This is a genomic window from Virgisporangium ochraceum (assembly GCF_016863655.1).
Taxonomy (GTDB): Bacteria; Actinomycetota; Actinomycetes; order Mycobacteriales; family Micromonosporaceae; genus Virgisporangium; species Virgisporangium ochraceum.
This window is the reverse complement of record NZ_BOPH01000005.1, coordinates 17115-34132: the sequence shown is the minus strand read 5'-3', so window position 1 is coordinate 34132 and position 17018 is coordinate 17115. Positions and strand designations below refer to the sequence as shown.

Annotated in this window: 14 protein-coding genes; 7 read left to right on the top strand and 7 right to left on the bottom strand. The window is 71.3% G+C overall.

Going from position 1 to position 17018, the window contains the following annotated elements; all coding sequences use genetic code 11:
* Positions 1-9: 9 nt before the first annotated feature.
* Positions 10-933, top strand: a complete 924-nt coding sequence (locus tag Voc01_RS02075) for a ribonuclease Z (RefSeq protein ID WP_203925500.1) — start codon at positions 10-12, stop codon at positions 931-933.
* A gap of 133 nt (positions 934-1066) precedes the next feature.
* On the opposite strand, the gene Voc01_RS02070 is transcribed toward Voc01_RS02075, so the two are convergent.
* Entirely contained in the window at positions 1067-2143 is a 1077-nt protein-coding gene (locus tag Voc01_RS02070) for a hemolysin family protein (protein WP_203925499.1), read from the bottom strand.
* Positions 2140-3570 (bottom strand): hemolysin family protein, encoded by a 1431-nt coding sequence (locus tag Voc01_RS02065; protein ID WP_203925498.1) that lies wholly within the window; start codon positions 3568-3570, stop codon positions 2140-2142. The genes Voc01_RS02070 and Voc01_RS02065 overlap by 4 nt, the downstream gene beginning before the upstream one ends.
* Before the next feature lie 174 nt (positions 3571-3744).
* Here Voc01_RS02065 and Voc01_RS02060 point away from each other — a divergent pair, with 174 nt between their 5' ends.
* Positions 3745-4131 carry a helix-turn-helix domain-containing protein gene (locus tag Voc01_RS02060; protein ID WP_203925497.1) on the top strand — a complete coding sequence of 129 codons (387 nt, stop codon included), beginning with the start codon at positions 3745-3747 and terminating at the stop codon, positions 4129-4131.
* 19 nt (positions 4132-4150) lie between these two features.
* Here the strand turns inward: Voc01_RS02060 and Voc01_RS02055 are convergent, their stop codons facing one another.
* Together Voc01_RS02055 and Voc01_RS02050 are read right to left on the bottom strand one after the other, a co-directional pair.
* Positions 4151-4831: a response regulator gene (locus Voc01_RS02055; protein WP_203925496.1), complete on the bottom strand. Its 681-nt coding sequence runs from the start codon at positions 4829-4831 to the stop codon at positions 4151-4153.
* Positions 4831-6456 carry a histidine kinase gene (locus tag Voc01_RS02050; protein WP_203925495.1) on the bottom strand — a complete coding sequence of 542 codons (1626 nt, stop codon included), beginning with the start codon at positions 6454-6456 and terminating at the stop codon, positions 4831-4833. The genes Voc01_RS02055 and Voc01_RS02050 overlap by 1 nt, the downstream gene beginning before the upstream one ends.
* 134 nt (positions 6457-6590) lie before the next feature.
* On the opposite strand from Voc01_RS02050, the gene Voc01_RS02045 reads away from it, so the two are divergent.
* Positions 6591-8732 (top strand): MMPL family transporter, encoded by a 2142-nt coding sequence (locus Voc01_RS02045; RefSeq protein ID WP_203925494.1) that lies wholly within the window; start codon positions 6591-6593, stop codon positions 8730-8732.
* Between the two features lie 379 nt (positions 8733-9111).
* A complete protein-coding gene (locus Voc01_RS02040) occupies positions 9112-9546 on the top strand; it encodes a TrmH family RNA methyltransferase (protein ID WP_239159874.1) in 435 nt (144 codons plus the stop codon).
* Between the two features lie 147 nt (positions 9547-9693).
* Here Voc01_RS02040 and Voc01_RS02035 read toward each other — a convergent pair whose 3' ends face one another.
* Complete coding sequence (locus tag Voc01_RS02035; protein WP_239159873.1) at positions 9694-10071, bottom strand: RidA family protein; 378 nt, start codon at positions 10069-10071, stop codon at positions 9694-9696.
* 218 nt (positions 10072-10289) lie between these two features.
* On the opposite strand from Voc01_RS02035, the gene Voc01_RS02030 reads away from it, so the two are divergent.
* From Voc01_RS02030 to Voc01_RS02020, 3 genes are read left to right on the top strand one after another with little or no spacing between them, the layout of a single operon-like run.
* Positions 10290-10829, top strand: a complete 540-nt coding sequence (locus Voc01_RS02030) for a MarR family winged helix-turn-helix transcriptional regulator (protein WP_203925493.1) — start codon at positions 10290-10292, stop codon at positions 10827-10829.
* A gap of 59 nt (positions 10830-10888) precedes the next feature.
* A complete protein-coding gene (locus Voc01_RS02025) occupies positions 10889-11845 on the top strand; it encodes an ATP-binding cassette domain-containing protein (RefSeq protein WP_203925492.1) in 957 nt (318 codons plus the stop codon).
* Complete coding sequence (locus Voc01_RS02020) at positions 11842-12675, top strand: ABC transporter permease (RefSeq protein ID WP_203925491.1); 834 nt, start codon at positions 11842-11844, stop codon at positions 12673-12675. Before Voc01_RS02025 ends, Voc01_RS02020 begins: the two co-directional genes overlap by 4 nt.
* A 98-nt stretch (positions 12676-12773) precedes the next feature.
* On the opposite strand, the gene Voc01_RS02015 is transcribed toward Voc01_RS02020, so the two are convergent.
* A complete protein-coding gene (locus Voc01_RS02015) occupies positions 12774-15896 on the bottom strand; it encodes an ATP-binding protein (RefSeq protein ID WP_203925490.1) in 3123 nt (1040 codons plus the stop codon).
* Positions 15897-15984: 88 nt separating this feature from the next.
* The gene (locus tag Voc01_RS02010; protein WP_203925489.1) at positions 15985-16929 is read right to left on the bottom strand and encodes an SDR family NAD(P)-dependent oxidoreductase; all 945 of its coding nucleotides are present in this window, start codon (positions 16927-16929) and stop codon (positions 15985-15987) included.
* Positions 16930-17018: the final 89 nt, after the last annotated feature.

Below are 17018 nucleotides of genomic sequence, written 5' to 3'. Positions count from 1 at the left end.
GTCACCTGCGTGTCTCCTCGGGAACTTGTCGTCTTCGGCACCGCGAGCCAGTCTCCGACGCGGTTGCGCAACCACAACGGCTACCTGCTCCGCTGGGACGACGAGGGTTTCCTCTTCGATCCGGGCGAGGGCACCCAGCGGCAGATGACGTACGCCGGCTCCTCCGCGAAGGACATCACCCGTATCTGTCTCACCCACTTTCACGGCGACCACTGTCTGGGTGTGCCGGGGGTGCTGTTGCGCATGAACGGCGAGCAGGTGCCGCACACCGTCACCGCGTACTATCCCGCGTTGACCGGCGAGTCCACCACCGGCGCGCAGTACTTCGAGCGGATGCGCTACGCGACGGTCTTCCACGAGGTCCTCAGCCTCGACGAGCACCCCGTCGTCGCCGACGGGGTCGTCGCCGCGGGCGCCTTCGGCACGCTGTCGGCCATGCGGCTGGACCACCTGACCGAGGCGTACGGCTACCGCCTGGTCGAACCGGACGGGCGGCGCATGCGTCCGGAACTGCTGGCCGAGCACGGCATCGCCGGTCCGGACATCGGCCGCCTCCAACGCGACGGCGCCCTCGGCGGGGTCCTATTGTCCGACGTGAGCGAGGTCCGCCGGGGCCAGCGGTTCGCGTTCGTCATGGACACCCGGCTGTGCGACGCGGTCTACGCCCTGGCCGAGGGCGTCGACATGCTGGTGATCGAGTCCACCTTCCTGGACGCGGACGCCGAACTGGCCACGGCCTACGGCCACCTGACCGCGAAGCAGGCCGCCCGGGTAGCGGCGGAGTCGGGGGTGCGAACCCTTGTGCTGACCCACTTTTCGCAGCGCTACACCGACATGTCGCTCTTTCACGAGGAGGCCGCTGCCACCTTCGACGGGACGGTGGTGGTGGCCGAGGACCTCATGCGGGTCCCCGTGCCACCCCGCCGCCCGTAACCCTGCTCTTTCCGATGGCCTCTCTTGTACGGACGCCGCTGTTCGCTGGCCTCTTTGTACGGGCGCCGCTGTTTCCGCGGGCCTTCGTGTACGGACGCCGCAGCTTCCGCTGGCCCTTACCGACGCTGCTACGTCACGCGCCGCCCCGGGCCGATGCCGCGGCGGGCACCGGATCGGTCTCGTCGTCGAACTCGCCGATGATCTCCTCCAGGAGGTCTTCCAGCGCGACGATTCCGACGACGTCGTCGTCATCGGCACCGATGGCGACCGCGATCTGCACCCGGTGCTCCCGCATCGCGCGTACCGCCCTCGCGACCGGCAGGTCGGCCGAGATCCGCAGCGGCGCCGCCATCAGGTCGGCGGCCGTCTCGGCGCGGTCGAACGTGGTGGCGCGTACCGCGTCCCGGATGTGCACGATCCCGACGACCCTGCCCTCGCCGACCGGATCGACCACGGCGATGCGCGAGCGCCCGGCCCGGTGACTGACCTGTTCGACATCGCGGGCCGCGGCGTCGGCAGCGACGGTGACGATGTCGGCGGCCGGCGTCATCACCTGGCGCACGGTGGTGTTCTGCAGTCCGAGCATCGCGGTCAGCAGGTCGTGCTCCATCCTGCCGAGCGTGCCGTGCTCCTGCGACGCCTCGATGAGCATCCGCAGCTCCTCGGGACCGTGTGCCTGCGCCAACTCGTCCTGCGGCTCGACCTTCACCAGCCGCAGACAGGCGTTCGCCAACCCGTTCAGCGCGACCAGCGCCGGGCGGGTGAGCCAGGTGAAGGCCCGGAACGGCACGGCGAGCAGCAGCGCCGACGTCTCCGGATGGCTGATCGCCCACGACTTCGGCGCCATCTCGCCGAGCACCACGTGCAGGAAGCCCACCACCGCGACCGCGAGAATGAACGACACGACGTACGCGGCACTCTCCGGGAGGCCCGTCGCCTCGAAGGCCGGCTCCAGGAGATGCGCCACGGTCGGCTTCGCCAGCGCGCCCAGTCCGAGCGTGCACAGCGTGATGCCCAACTGCGCGCCGGCGAGCATCATCGACAGCTCACGCACCCCGGCCAGCGCCGACCGCGCCGCCCGGCTACCACCGGCGGCGGCCTGCTCCAGCCGGTGCCGTTTCGACGCGACGAGCGCAAACTCGGCAGCGACGAAGAACGCGTTGAGAATCAACAGGATCAGCGAGACGGTCAACGACCAGCCGGTGCTCATCGCCTGTCCTCTGCTTCCCGTGCTTCCTGTCGCTTCTGTTCGGTGGGGTTCTGTTTTGCGAGCCCTTGTTCGGTGGGCCCTTGCTTGGTCAGCCCTGGTTCGGTGAGCCGCACCTTGTCCGGGACGTGCCGGCGGACCGACTCGACCCGCAGTGTCACCGAACCCCCGGGCACCTGATCGCCATCGTCGTCGAGCTCGTCCGGCAGGTCGACGCTGAGCTCGTCACCCGGTTCGGCCGTGCGCCCGAGGCGCTGCAGCACCAGGCCGGACAGCGTCTCGTACAGGTGGCTGTCGGGCAGGGTCACCCCGGTCGCGTCCTCGACCTCGTCGAGCCGCCAGCGTGCCGGCAGCAGCCATTCGCCGTCGGCGATCCGTTCGGCGGTCGGCTCGGCCGGGTCGTCCTCGTCGCGGATCTCGCCGACCAGCTCCTCGGCGATGTCCTCGAGGCTGATCACGCCGGCGAAGCCACCGAACTCGTCGATGACGCAGGCGAGCTGGCGGTGCTCCGCGCGGAGCGCCTCCAGCACCGCGGGCAGGGGCAACGTCTCGGGGACCAGTACCGCGGGTGCGGCCAGCTCCGCGACGGCGACCGACCGGCGTCGGGCGGGTTCCAGCTCGACCACGTCGGCCACCCCGACGATGCCGAGCACGTCGTCGACCGCCTCACCGGTGACCGGGAACCGGGTGTGACCGGTGTCGAGCAGCTCCACAACCTTCACAGCCGGCTCGGTCGACCGGACCGTGATCACGTCGACCCGCGGCACCATCACCTCCCCGGCGGTGCGGGTGCGGAAGTCGAGCCCGTGGTCGAGCAGCCGGGACGTGTCGGGGTCGAGGAGACCCTCGGCGTGCGAGGTGGCGATGATGCGGTCGAGGTCTTCCGGGGTGGCACCCTGCGGAAGCTCCTCGACCGGCTCGATGCCCACCCGGCGCAGGAGCCGGTTCGACGTCGCGTCGAACAGCCGGATCAGCGGACCCGCCATGGCCAGGTAGATCAGCGTCGACCGGGACAGCGCCCGGGCGAGCCCTTCCGGCCGGGCGATCGCGAGGTTCTTCGGAGCCAGTTCGCCGAGCACCATTTGCACGGTGGTGGCGAACAGCAGCGCGATGACGACGGACAGGGACACGGAGGTCGCTTCGTTCAGGCCTGTGAGCCCGACCAGATCGGCGAGGCCGCGCCCCAGGTAGGGCTCCGCCGCGTAGCCGACGATCAGCGCGGTGACTGTGATACCGAGCTGCGCACCGGACAGCATGAACGACAACCTGCCGGTGACGGTGAGCGCCCGTTCTGAGGCCTTGTCGCCCTTCTCGGCCGCGGCTCGCAGCTTGCCCCGGTCGACAGCGACGTACGCGAACTCCTGCGCGACGAAGTAACCGGTGGCGGCCGTCAGGACGATGATCAGGACGAGACCGACGAGGATCAACATGTGCGTGTGTGTGGCCGCCGCTTCAGCGGCCCGGTACTACAACCTTCGGACACCATCGCACACTAACACGTACGGCTGTACGGTTGATGGTGCTAAGCGTTGTGACCTGCATGTTTGGCTCCTGTGAGTTTGCTGGGAACGATGGTGCCCGGAACTTGTAGTCGGAGGTGGTACATGGACGGACTGCTCCGGATCGGCGAGCTGGCCCGCGCTGCGGGTGTGAGCACGCGAACCGTCGACTACTACACGGGCCTGGGACTGCTGGAGCCAGCCACCCGCACCGACGCGGGCTACCGGCTCTACCACCCCACGGCGGTGACGGTCATCGGCGAGATCCGTCAACTGGAAAGCCACGGCGTCAGCCTCGACGAGATCGGTCACGCCTTGAGCCGCGACCCCGCCGACGTCTCCCAACTCCTCGATCGCATCGCCGCCGACCTGGTCACGCTGAAGACCGTCGCCCGGTCGGCCGCACCCCATGCGCAGGCCCTGCTCGCCGTCATCGGCGCCCGCGCCCAATCGCTCCTGGCCGCCGCGGTGAAGATAGCCGCCGCCGGCTGACCGGTAACCTCTCCCGCCACTACCGCGTCTGCGGCTTGACCTCTCCGGCCCGCACCATGCCGGACTCGTACACGAAAATGACCGCCTGCACCCGATCGCGCAGGTTCAGCTTCGACAGGATCCGCTTGACGTGCGTCTTGACCGTCGACTCCTCCACCTGGAGCGAGGCGGCGATCTCCGAGTTCGTGAGCCCACGCGCGATGAGCAGAAGGACATCGCGCTCCCGCGGCGTCAACTGCCGCAGCCGCCGACCGGCCGTCGGATCGGGCTCCGGTTCCCGAGCCAACCGGTGGATCACCGTGTTGGTCACCGACGGCGACAGCAGCGACTCCCCGGCCGCAATGGTATGGATCGCGGCAATCAGTTCCTCCGGCTGCGCGCGCTTGAGCAGAAACCCGGACGCTCCCGCCCTGATCGCCCCGAGCACATAGTCGTCGTCGGAGAACGTGGTGAGCATCAGCACCCGAGCCTCCGGCGCCACCCCGGCGATCTCCCGCGTAGCGGCGATTCCGTCCATGTCGGGCATCCGCACGTCCATCAACACCACCCGCGGCGCCAACCGGCGGGCCGTCGCGATCGCCTCCCGCCCGTCGGCCGCTTCACCCACCACCCGCAGCCGATCGTCACTGGACAGCACCGCCCGCAGCCCGGCACGCATCAGATCGTCGTCGTCGACGATCAGCACGGGCAGCGGCGTCATCACGCCACCCGCTCGTCGTCGTGGCGTTCGGTGTTGTGCTGCCCGACGTGGTGCGGCCCGGCGCTGTGCCGCTCGATGTTGTGGCGTTCGACGTTGTGCCGCTCGGCCTTATGGTGCTCGGCGTCGTACGGCAGGTGCACGCGGACGTGGAACACGTCTGCCTCGGCACCGGCGCTGAAGGTCCCACCGAGGAGGATGGCGCGCTCCCGCATCCCGATGAGTCCGTGGCCTCCGTTGGGTCGGATCACCGAGACTCCACCAGCGCCCGCACGGTATCCGCCCGCGGCGGGATGACCGCCGACGGCGGGGATGACATCCGGACCCTGGCCGGCGGCACTCCCATCCGCGACGCTGCTGCCGTTGCCGTTGCCCGCATCGGCGGCAACCGGGGCGCTCCTGCCGTTGGCGCGGACCGGTTGAGCCGCGATCGTGGAGGCCATACGGTCCGAGGCGTCTACGGGCGTACCGACTGCGCCGTTGACTGATGTACCGGCCGCGGCGCTGACCGCGTGGCCGGCCGCGGCGCCGACCGCGGCGCTGGCTGCCGTGTCGCTGGCCGTGCTGTTGGGCGTGGCGGTGGAGGCAGCCGTTGCCGCCACGGACGTAATGGCTCCCGCGATGCGGTTCGCCACCCCGATCTCCATCGCGTGCGTCCCGTAACCGACCACCACGTCAGCGCTCCCAGCACCATGGCGGGCCGCATTGGTGAGCGCCTCCTGAAGGATCCGGTACGCGGCCCAGGCGACGCTCCTCGGCAGCGGGCGCCGCTCCCCGTCGAACCTCGTTGCCAGCCGCAGCCCGGAACGCCGGTGGTGATCGAGCAACTCTTCGAGCGCGGCGGGATCCGCGGGCACCGGCTCACCGTGTGCCGACCGCAGCGCGTGCACCATCCGGTCGATGTCGACGATCGTGGCCCGGGCGACGTCTTCGACGGTGCTGATCGCACGCAGGGACGCGGACGGATCGCGCTCGTGGAGCAGGCGCGCCGCACCAGCCTGTACCAGGATCACGTTGATCGCGTGGCCGGCCGAGTCGTGAAGCTCCCGCGCGATGCGGGTGCGCTCCTCGGCCGCGGCCAGGCGGGTCTCCCGCTCGGCCTCGCGTTCGGTGCGGCGGGCGCGTTCCTCGGCCGCGGCGAGCTCGCCCTGCCGCAAACGGGTGCGCTCGGCCGCCAACCACACCCCGACCATCGCCATGCCCCACGTGCTCAGTTCCGTGGTGACCGCCCAGACGTCCACGCCGGCCAGTCCCAACGTGACGGCGACGACGGGTACGTATCCGACCACGCACGCCGCTGCCACCCCCCGGCGTACCGACCCGGCGCCACCCCACGCGAGCACGAGCACGTACCCGGCGTAGACCGGACCCAGGGGCACGTCGAGCGGGTAGCCGAAGTACATGAGGAAGATCGATGCCAGCGCCGACACCGCGAACACCAGGACCGGTGACCTGCGGGAGAAGGCGAGCGGCAGCCCGGTGGCGAGGGCCATGAGAAGGCCGGCCTCGTCGAGGACGCGGCTCGTGGGGTCGGGACTCCCGAGGCCGCCCTCGGACAGGATCGCAAGCGTGACGACGGTCGCGACGGTGGCTGCCGTCGCGTCGACCATCGGGCCACGCCATCTCATGCGGTCCAGGGTAGGCGTCCGGACCGGTGGGCCGGATCGCCCCGCGGAGGCATCCGTCGTCCCCCCACGGGGGTACGGACAGACCCCTCCACGGGGCGTTGTGGCCGAGCGTCACCGATTTCTAGCGTCGCCGCATGACCGCAACACTCGACGAACGGGCGACCGCACGGCTCAGCGTCTTCCAACGTCTGGCCGGGTGGGCCTACCGGCGGCGCTGGTTGGCACTGGCGCTGTGGGTGGTGGCGCTGGCCGGCGTCACGGCCGGATCACAGGTGCTCGGAGACGACTACCGCAACGACTTCTCGCTCCCGGGAACCGAGTCCCAGCGCGCGCTCGACGTACTGAAGCGCGAGTCGCCCGCGCAGGCCGGAGCAACCGTGCAGATCGTGATGGAGAGCGACGGCGGTCTGGCCCAGGAGGGAACCCGGGCCCGCGTCGAGCGGATGCTCGCCGACGTACGCGGGTTGCCGCACGTCACGGGGGTCGCGGGTCCGTATGTCGCGGTCTCGCCCGACGGCACCGTCGGCTACGCCACCGTTACCCTCGACGGAGTCGCCGAACAGGTGCCCGCACCGGCGGTTCGCGATCTGATCAGCACCGCCCAGGCGGCGGAGGGCGACGGGTTACGCATCGAGCTGAGCGGCGACCCGGTACGCAACGCCGAGGAGAGCGAAGGCGGCGCGGCCGAGGGAATCGGCCTCCTGGCGGCACTGGTCATCCTGGTGCTGCTGTTCGGCTCGCTGCTTGCCGCGAGCCTGCCCATCGTGATCGCGGTGTTCGCGGTCGGTACCGCGCTCGGGCTCACCGTGCTGGCGTCACACGTGGCGACGGTCGCGGACTTCACCGCGCCGCTGATGCTGCTCGTCGGGCTCGGCGTCGGTATCGACTATGCGCTGCTGGTCTTCTCGCGCTACCGGTCGGAACTGGTCGACGGCACGCCACGCGACGAGGCCGTGACCAGGGCGCTCGACACGGCCGGTCGCACCGTGTTCTTCGCCGGATGCACGGTGATCGTGGCCCTGCTCGGGCTGGTGCTGCTCGGACTGGGATCCCTGCAGGGGGTGGCCGTCGCGATGGCGCTCACCGTGCTGATGACGATGCTCGCCGCGCTCACGCTCCTGCCGGCGCTGCTCGCGCTGTTCGGCGGCCGTATCGAGCGGTCGGTCCGCCGGAGGGCGGAGAAGCGGGAGGCCCGCGGACGGCGTCCGGACGGCGAGGGGTGGCGACGCCTGTCCAACGCGGTCGAGCGCTGGCGGTGGCTGGCGGTCGTGGTTCCGACGGTGGCCATGCTGGCGCTCGCCGCGCCGGCGGTGAACCTCCAGTTGGGGTTCGCCGACGCAGGGAACGACGCGCCCGGATCCACGAGTCGACAGGCGTACGACCTGCTCGCCGACGGCTTCGGACCGGGATACAACGGCCCGCTGATCGTCGTGGTGGAGGGTGGCGACGCCACGGCGGCGCGAGCGGCGCAGGAAGCACTCGGCGACGCTAAGGGGGTGGCGGCGGTCGTGCCGCAGGACGGCGCGGGCTCCGGTCCGACCACGCTGATCGTCCTACCGGACTCGAAGCCGCAGGACGAGGCGACGGGCGACCTGGTGAACCGCCTGCGTGCCGACGTGCTTCCGCCCGTCGAGGCACAGACAGGCGCCACGCTGCTCGTGGGCGGTAGCACCGCGGCGGTGGTCGACTACTCCGATGCCGTAGCCAGCCGGTTGCCCCTGTTCGTCCTTGTGGTCGTCGGGCTGTCGATGCTGCTGCTCCTGCTGGTGTTCCGGTCGGTGCTTGTCCCGATCAAGGCCGCTGTGCTGAACCTGCTCAGTGTCGCGGCGGCGATGGGCGTGATGACGCTGGTCTTCCAGGAGGGAATGTTCGGCGTCGCACCCGGTCCCATCGAGGCGTACGTACCAGTGATGATCTTTGCGATCGTGTTCGGCCTGTCGATGGACTACGAGGTGTTCCTGCTCGCCCGCATGCACGAGGAGTGGATGAGGCGCGGCGACGCGTCCGCGGCCGTGCGGGAGGGCCTGGCGACGACGGGCAAGGTGGTCACGGCGGCCGCTGCCATCATGATCGTGGTCTTCGGGGCGTTCCTGTTCAGCCCGGAGCGGATGCTCCAGCAGTTCGGGCTCGGGCTGGCCGTGGCGGTCCTCGTGGACGCGCTGGTGATCAGGTGTCTGATTCTGCCGGGCGTGATGCACCTGCTCGGCCGGTCGGCGTGGTGGTTGCCTGGCTGGCTCGGTCGCCGCCTTCCGCAGGTGGCGCTGGAGCACGGCTGATGCTGGAGCACGGCTGATGCTGGTTGCCCGGTCGGCCAACGTCGCTTGGCCGACTGTGGCAGCCGTGGTGATGGTCGGTCACGCATGAGACGGCCGGCCATCGTGAAGGGTCTGCCCGCGGCCGGGCGGCCGTGCAAGAGGGGCTGGCTGGAAACGTTGGACGAGAAAGGCAAAGGCGGCCGGCCCCATCGGAGGACAACAGGACGGGCGCAGTGGCCGAGCCGCGAATCGACCCTGATCGGTACGCTGATCGGATGAGGAATGTTTCCGGGAAGGGGGTCCGCCGCCCCGTGGTCGCGTGAGCGGCGCGTGGGTTCGGACACCGGGAGAGTTGCGGGCGCAGCGTCGGCGTCGTCCGCATGGGTGTTGGAATCATCTGTTGGCCGCACCGTTGTGGCCCAAGTACGACGTCAACCTCGGCACTCTGCTGCGTACCTGTGACGCGGTGGGGGCCTGCCTCGCCGTACCCCGCCGGCCGTGGATCGGCGAGGCGCTCGCTCGGGGCAACACGTTGCGGCACCGGTCCTGCGTGCACTGGACGAGTCGGCCGATCGACTGGTTGGGCGCGCAGCGGGCCGGTGGGTCGGCGGTGGTCGGGGTCGAGTTGGCCGACGAGGCGGTTCGGCTCGGTGACCTGCCCGCCGCGCGTAAGCGGACGGTGATGGTGCTCGGCAACGAGAGCGAGGGCATTCCTGCCGATGCGTTGGAGCTGCTCGACACCGTGGTGGAGATTCCGATGATCGGGTCCGGGCATTCATTGAACGTGGCGGTGGCCGGATCCCTGGTGTTGTACAAGCTCGCTGGGCTGCTGTGAGCCCGGCGTCGAGCCCGGCGCCAGGGCCACAGAAGGAGACAGAAGGAGACAGAAGGAGACAGAAGGAGACAGAAGGAGATAGAAGGAGAAGGAAAGAGGCGCGGGGAGAAGCGGAAAAAGGAGAAGAGCGAGAAGACCCGCCTCGCCTCAGGCGGCAGCCACCGCTTCGATCTCGAGGAGCCACTCCTCCGCGTAAATGTCGCAGATGATGACCGTCAGGGCCGGCCGGTGGTCGCCCAGGATCTCGGCACGGATGCGGCTGTTGGCGGCGCGGTGGTCGCGGCTGCCCAGGAACACGGTCACCTTCACGAGGTTCTCGACGCCCAGACCGGCTTCGCCGAGGACGGTCAGGACATTGCCCCACGCGATGCGGCACTGGGAGTCGAAGTCGGTGGGGAGAGGGCCGCCCCATGGGGGTTGGCCGCTGACGAATACGAGGCGCTCCGCGCCGGTCACCGACACGCCGTGGGTGTACTGGGCGGAGGTCTCGGGAAGGGACGGCGGGTCGATCGGCTCGATGCGCACGCGGGCACCTTATTAGGCCGTGCTTCATAAGTGGCGGCCGGCGTGCGGCGGGCCCAGACGACGACCGGCGGCGTTGCGGATTCGCCCCGATACAACACCGGTATCGGGACAAATCCGCGCCTTGCCGGATCGCCGCCGGATCGCCGCCTGGACTCCGCCTCGGCTCGACCCCGCTGATGAAAACACGGCCTAGCCGAACATACGTTCATACTTGTGCAATGAACGAGGACGTGGAGTTCGCCGGCGCGCTGATCCGGCTCTCGCTCGCCGTCCAGTACGTGCTGCAGGATCTCAGCCGTCAGCACGAGTTGACGCCACAGCAGTCGGTGCTCATGTCGTCGCTGCTCGATCGGCCGGTGGGCATGGCCGAGCTGAGCGATCGGCTGCACATCGAGAAGTCGACGCTCACCGGGTTGGTCGACCGGGCCGAGAAGCGGGGGCTGGTCCACCGCACCCCCGACCCGGGAGACCGGCGGGCGTTGCGGGTGGCCCTGACCCCGGCCGGACGCGACGTCGCCGACACGTTCTACCGGGCGGTCACCGATGCGCTGCTCGCGCACCTCGGTGAGCTGCCGGCCGAGAAATTCGCCGAGCTGCGGTCGTCGGTGCCGCCCACGGCCACGCTCTACTGGGACGCCGTCGGTTGCTCGGCCCGCCAACGCTGCGCCGAAACGGATGAAACATCGGATACAGCGGTAAAAGGCGCAAAAGTCGAGGTTATCGAGGAGTCAGACTCTGCAGCGGGACTCGGGAGCTGACATCCCCGTAACAGCGGCGTGTGCGCGGCATGCCAGCGCCGCTTGCCAACCTCGTATCCATGAGTTCAACGGAACACGCCTTCACGGCTGAGGGCCTGGTCAAGCGGTTCGGGTCCACCACCGCACTCGCCGGGATCGACCTCGCCGCCAAGCCGGGCACGGTGCTCGGCGTACTCGGGCCCAACGGGGCCGGCAAGACCACCGCGGTGCGCATCCTCGCGACGCTGCTCCGCCCCGACGCCGGCACGGCGACCGTCGCCGGCTACGACGTGCAGAAAGACCCGGGCAAGGTGCGCCGGGTCATCGGGTTGACCGGGCAGTACGCCTCGGTCGACGAGGACCTCACCGGGATCCAGAACCTGGTACTGATCGGCGAGCTGCTCGACATGTCCCGCCGCGATGCCCGGCAGCGGGCGATGGAACTGCTCGCGTGGTTCGACCTCACCGAGGCCGCGTCACGGCCGGCAAAGACGTACTCCGGAGGCATGCGGCGACGGCTCGACCTGGCCGCCAGCCTCGTCGGGCGTCCCGACGTGATCTTCCTCGACGAGCCGACCACCGGCCTCGACCCGGCCAAGCGGGAGGACATGTGGGGTGTCGTGCGCTCGCTCGTCGGCGAAGGGTCGACGGTGCTGCTCACGACCCAGTACCTGGAGGAGGCCGACGCGCTTGCCGATGAGATCTCGGTCATCGACCACGGGCGGGTCATCGCCCACGGGACGCCGGGACAGCTGAAGCGGCTCGCCGGCGCGCAGACCGTGGTCGTACGCCCCACCGACCCGGCGCGGCTCGGCGACACCATGACCGTCCTCCAGGCGGTGGCGGGAGCCGAACCGGAGTCGCCGATGCCCGGCGTGCTGACCGTGCCCGTCACCGACGACGCGGCGTTCACCGCCATCGTGCGGCGACTCGACGAAGCCGGCATCGGCGTCGTCGAACTGGCGTTGCGGCTGCCCAGCCTCGACGAGGTGTTCTTCACGCTCACCGGACGCAAGGAGGAGGTACTCGCAGCATGAGCACCATCACGACCCCCCGAACCACACCCACGACGATGCCCGAGGCGCGAGCGGATCCCCCCGGCCGGAACCCGTTCCGGCTGGTCCGGCACAGCCTGGCCCTCGCCCGGCGCAGCCTCATCAAGACGCTCCGCACGCCGGAGCAGCTGCTCGACGTCACCCTGCAACCGGTGATCTTCGTCGTGATGTTCGTGTACCTGCTCGGCGGCGCGGTCGCCGGGTCGCAGCACGAGTACCTGCAGTTCCTGCTGCCGGCGATCATGGTGCAGACGGTGCTGTTCGCCAGCATCGCCACCGGCGTCAGCCTCAACACCGACATCAAGAAGGGCGTCTTCGACCGGTTCCGCAGCCTGCCGATCGCCCGCTCGGCACCACTGGTCGGCTCTGTGCTCGGCGACATGATCCGGTTCGTGGTGTCGATCACGGTGCTGATGGGCTTCGGCTACGCGCTCGGCTTCCGGATCGGCACCAACCCGCTCGCGATGCTCGCCGCGTTCGGGGTGGCGATCGCGTTCGCGTTCGCGGTGACGTGGATCTTCGTGCTGGTCGGCATGCTGATGCGGGAACCGGGTGCCGTGCAGGGCACCGCGTTCCTGGTGCTGTTCCCGCTGACGTTCGGCACCAACATGCTCGTGCCGACCGACACCCTGCCCGGCTGGCTCCAGGCCTGGGTGAAGATCAACCCGGTGACCGACGTGATGGAGGCCGTGCGTGGCCTGCTGGTCGGCGGGCCGGTGGCCTCGCCGGTGCTGACGTCGCTGGCGTGGTCGGCGGGGATCGTCGCGGTGTTCGCGCCGCTCGCGGTCCGCGCGTACCGCCGCCGCGCGTAACAGGCCGCGCCTCACAGAAAGGGCGACGGGACCGCGTGAGCGGCACCCGGCACGAACCAGGGCAACGGCGGAGCACCGCGAAGCTGCCCGTACCAGAATCAGCCAGCCGGGTCGAGGCGCGTCAGCGCCTCGGCACGGCTGGACGCGCGTCCCCTCGCGTATGCGGCCTCGAAGGTCTCGTCGCCGACGGCCGCACGCAGCGCGGCGGCCAGGCGTTCCGCGTCGAGGTTGGAGCGGTCGGGGTGGCCGCGCACGTTGTCGGCGGCGCCGAGCACCTCGGCCGCGCGCTCCGGCTCGCCGGCCGCCTCCCGGTACGCGGCCGTCGCCACACCGACCTGCGCGACCACCGGCATGTCGCGGCCGTCGAGGCCATATCCGTACGCCTCGACGATCAGGTCGCGGCCCCGCGCGAGATCGTGACGGGCCAGCGCCAGATACCCGTTCGCGGCCTTGAGGAGCGCGCGGAACTGCGGCGGCGACATCCGCGCCGCCTCGTTGCGGACCCACGCCGCGGCGTAGTACGCCTCCGCCTCGTCGAGGTCGCCGGACTGCCGCGACAGGTCGCCGAGCATCAGCAGGGCCCAGGCGCCCGACCGGGAGTCGCGCTCGTCGTCGACCTCGCCGATCAGGCGGGTCAGGTCGGCGCGGGCGCCGGCGACGTCGCCGCGGCGGGCCCGCAGCGCGGCCAGCCACATCTGCTGGTACCAGGCGTCGGCCTGCGCGTTCACCTGCCGGGCCAGCGCCAGCGACTCGCTCAACGCCTCGTCGGCGGCGTCGTACTCACCGCGCTTGGTGAGGTGGTCGGCGAGCTGGGCCAGGCACATCGACAGGCCCCAGCGGTCGCCGGTCTCGCGGAACAGGTCGCGGGCCAGGGTCTGGTCGCGCAGCATGCCGTCGGCGTCGCCGTCGTTCTCCTCGATCTGGCCGCGCAGCATGTGCAGCATCGCGCGCATCCACGTGTCGGAGGCGGCGTCGAGGCCGCGCTGCACGGCGGCGAGACCGGCGGCGGTGTCGTCGGTGAACAGGGTGACCATCGGCTCGATCAGCAACGCGAACGGATACTCGGTCGGATCGGCGCCGCGCACCTCCTCGACGAGCGTCGCGACCTCGGCCGGCTCGGGCGCGCCACCGCCGGTGAACACCTGGCTGATCATCGTCATCGCCCGCACCACCGCGCGGGCGCCGGCCGGCGCCGGACCGGTCAGCGACATCGCACGGGCCAGCAGCGACGCGGTCTGCTGGAAGTCGTCACGCACCGCGAGCGGAAACATCAGCAGCGCGCCCATCCGCACGGCCGTGTCGGCGTCGCCGGCGTCGCAGGCGAATGTCATCGCGCCGTAGATGTTCTCCCGCTCGGCGTCGAGCAGGTGCAGCCAGGGCAGCTGGCGGGCGGTGCGCAGGTGCGGGTCGGCCTCTTCGAGCAGCCGCAGGAAGTACGCGGTGTGGGCGCGCTGCGCCTCGGCGACGCCACCCGCCTCGGCGAGCCGCTCCAGCGCGTACTCCCGGATCGTCTCCAGCATCCGGAACCGCCCGTCGCCCACCACCTGCAGGAGCGACTTGTCGACCAGGGCGTCGAGCGCGTCGGAGGCGCCCGCGCTCTCCGGGGTGATCGTCGACGGGAACACGGCCAGCCGTTCCGCCAGCCGCCGCTCGTCGTCAGTGAGCAGGTCCCAGCTCCACGCCACCACCGCCCGCAGCGTGCGGTGCCGGGGCAGGGCGGTACGGCTGCCGCCCGTGAGCAGCCGGAACCGGTCGTCGAGCCGGTCGGCGACCTGGGTCGGCGACAACGCACGCAGGCGCGCCGCCGCCAGCTCGATCGCCAGCGGCAGCCCGTCGAGCCGCCGGCAGATCTCGACCACGGCACGCACGTTGTCGTCGGTCACCGCGAAGCCCGGGCGCACGGCGGCCGCCCGGTCGGCGAGCAGCTGCACCGACGCGAACGCCAGCGCCTCCGGCGGCGCGGCGTCCGCCGGGGGCAGGCGCAGCGGTGGGACCGGCGTGAGCACCTCACCCACGATCGCGAGCGGCTCACGGGACGTGGCGAGCACGCGCAGCCGCGGGCAGGCGGCCAGCAGGTCGTCGGCGAGCCGGGCGGCCGCCTCGATCACGTGCTCGCAGTTGTCGAGGACGAGCAGCGTGTCGGCCGGCGCGATCAGCTCGACCAGCCGGGCCACCGTGTCGCGGGCCTGGCCCGGCTTGTGCGTCTCGGGCCGGGCGTCGCGGCCGACCGCGTCGAGCACCGCCCGCGGCACGTCGGCGGGATCGGTGACCGGCGCCAGCTCCACCAGCCACACACCACCGGAGAGAGGCGACGCCGCGGCGAACTGGGCCGCCGACACGCTCGCGAGCCGGGTCTTGCCCGCGCCGCCCGGCCCGACGAGCGTGACCAGCCGGTTCTCCCCGAGCCGCTTGATGACCTGCTCGATCTCCTCGTCGCGGCCGACGAAGCTGGTGAGCGCGGCCCGCAGGTTGCCCCGGTCACGCGGCTTCTCGTCGCCCCGGAGCACCGACACGTGCGCGTCGCGCAGCTCGGGCGACGGGTCGGCCCCGAGCTCGTCGGCGAGCCGGTGGCGGACCTCCTCGTACGCGGTCAACGCGGCGGCCGGCCGGCCCGTGGCGGCCAGTGCCCTGATGTGCAGCGCGGCCAGCCGCTCCCGCAGCGGATGCGCGGCGGCCAGCTCGGCCAGCTCGGCGACCAGCGCGCTGTCGGGGGTCCCGGTGCGCAGCTCGGCGTCGATGCGGTCCTCGACGGCGGCGATCCGCAGCTCGTCGAGGCGGGCGGCGGCGGCCGGGTGGGCGTCGGCCAGGTCGGCGAGCGCCGGCCCGCGCCACAGGTCGAGGGCGGCCCGCAGGTGCCGGACCGCCGCCTGCGGGTCGTTGCCGGCCAGCGCCTGGCGGCCGGTGGTGGCGAGCACCTCGAACAGGTGCGCGTCGACCGCGTCGGCAGGGAGCTCGAGCCGGTAGCCGCCGGGTCCCGAGGTGACCGGCACCCCCGGCACCGCCCGCCGCAGCCGCGAGACCAGCGACTGGACGGCGTTGGCCGGGTCGCCCGGCTGGACGTCGCCGTTCCACAGGGCGTCGGTGAGGGCGCCGGTGGTGACCTGGCGACCGGGGTCGAGCGCGAGCCGGGTCAGCAGCGCCCGCAGCCGGGCGCCACTGACCTCGATGTCCACCCCGTCGTCACCGGTGACCCGCAACGGCCCGAGGATCCCGATCCGCACGGACCAACTGTGTCACAGGCCGGCTGCGGCGGATGGCCGCGCCGCCCGCCGAGGCCCGCGGGGCCGTAGCGGGCGCCGCGCGGCCGGGTCAGCTCGCGAGGCTCTCTTCGCTGACCGTCCACAGCCGCCGCGCGGCCTCCGGGTCGAGCGCGTACGCGGCGACGCCGGTCCGCTCGCCCGGCCGGTTCGGGCCGGCCTCGTTGCAGTCCTCGAAGTACCGGCCGCCGACCCCCTCCAGCAACGGCGACGTGGCGAGCAGCACCGACGTGGCCGCGCCCTGCTCCACCGACTTCCACGAGAAGCTCGCCGCGCCCACGGAACGGCGGATCGCGTCGAGGTCGGCCTCGGAGACGTGCCGCTGCAGGTTGGTGCGGATGCCGCCGGGGTGCAGCGCGTTCGCGGTGACGCCGTCGGCCTGCCAGCGCCGGGTCAGCTCGACGGCGAACAGGATGTTCGCGGTCTTGCTCTGCCCGTAGGCGGTCCACGGCTCGTACCCGCGCCGCTCGAAGTGCGGGTCGTCGAAGTCCACGGGCGAGCGCAGGTGCCCGGCCGAGCTGACCGACACCACGCGCGAGCCCCGGCCGGTCTCGGCGGCACCCTGCGCAAGCGCCCGGTGCAGGCCGGCGGTGAGCCCGAAGTGGCCGAGGTGGTTGGTGGCGAACTGCAGCTCCCAGCCCTCGGGGGTGCGGGTGAGCGGCGCCGCCATCACGCCGGCGTTGTTGACCAGGAGGTGCAGCGGTCCGTCCCAGCTCGCGGTGAACGCCGCGACCGACGCCCGGTCGGTCAGCTCGAGCACGGCGACCCAGACCTGCTTGTTCCCGGTGGTGGCGACGATGTCCTCGGCGGTCCTCTCACCCGCCGCGCGGTCGCGGACCGCGAGCGTGACGTCGGCGCCGGCGGCGGCCAGCGCGCGGGCGGTCTCGACACCGATGCCGGACGCGCCGCCGGTGACGACGGCCCGCCGCCCGGTGAGGTCGATGCCCTCGACGACCTGCTCAGCGGTGGACTCGGCGGTGAACGGGGTGACGATCATGTCTTCCTCCCGTGTGAGGGTATGATCCGGAGGGTCCTCCGTTTCCTGCCCCAGACGCTAACCGGAGGAGCCTCCGGTTACAAGTGAGA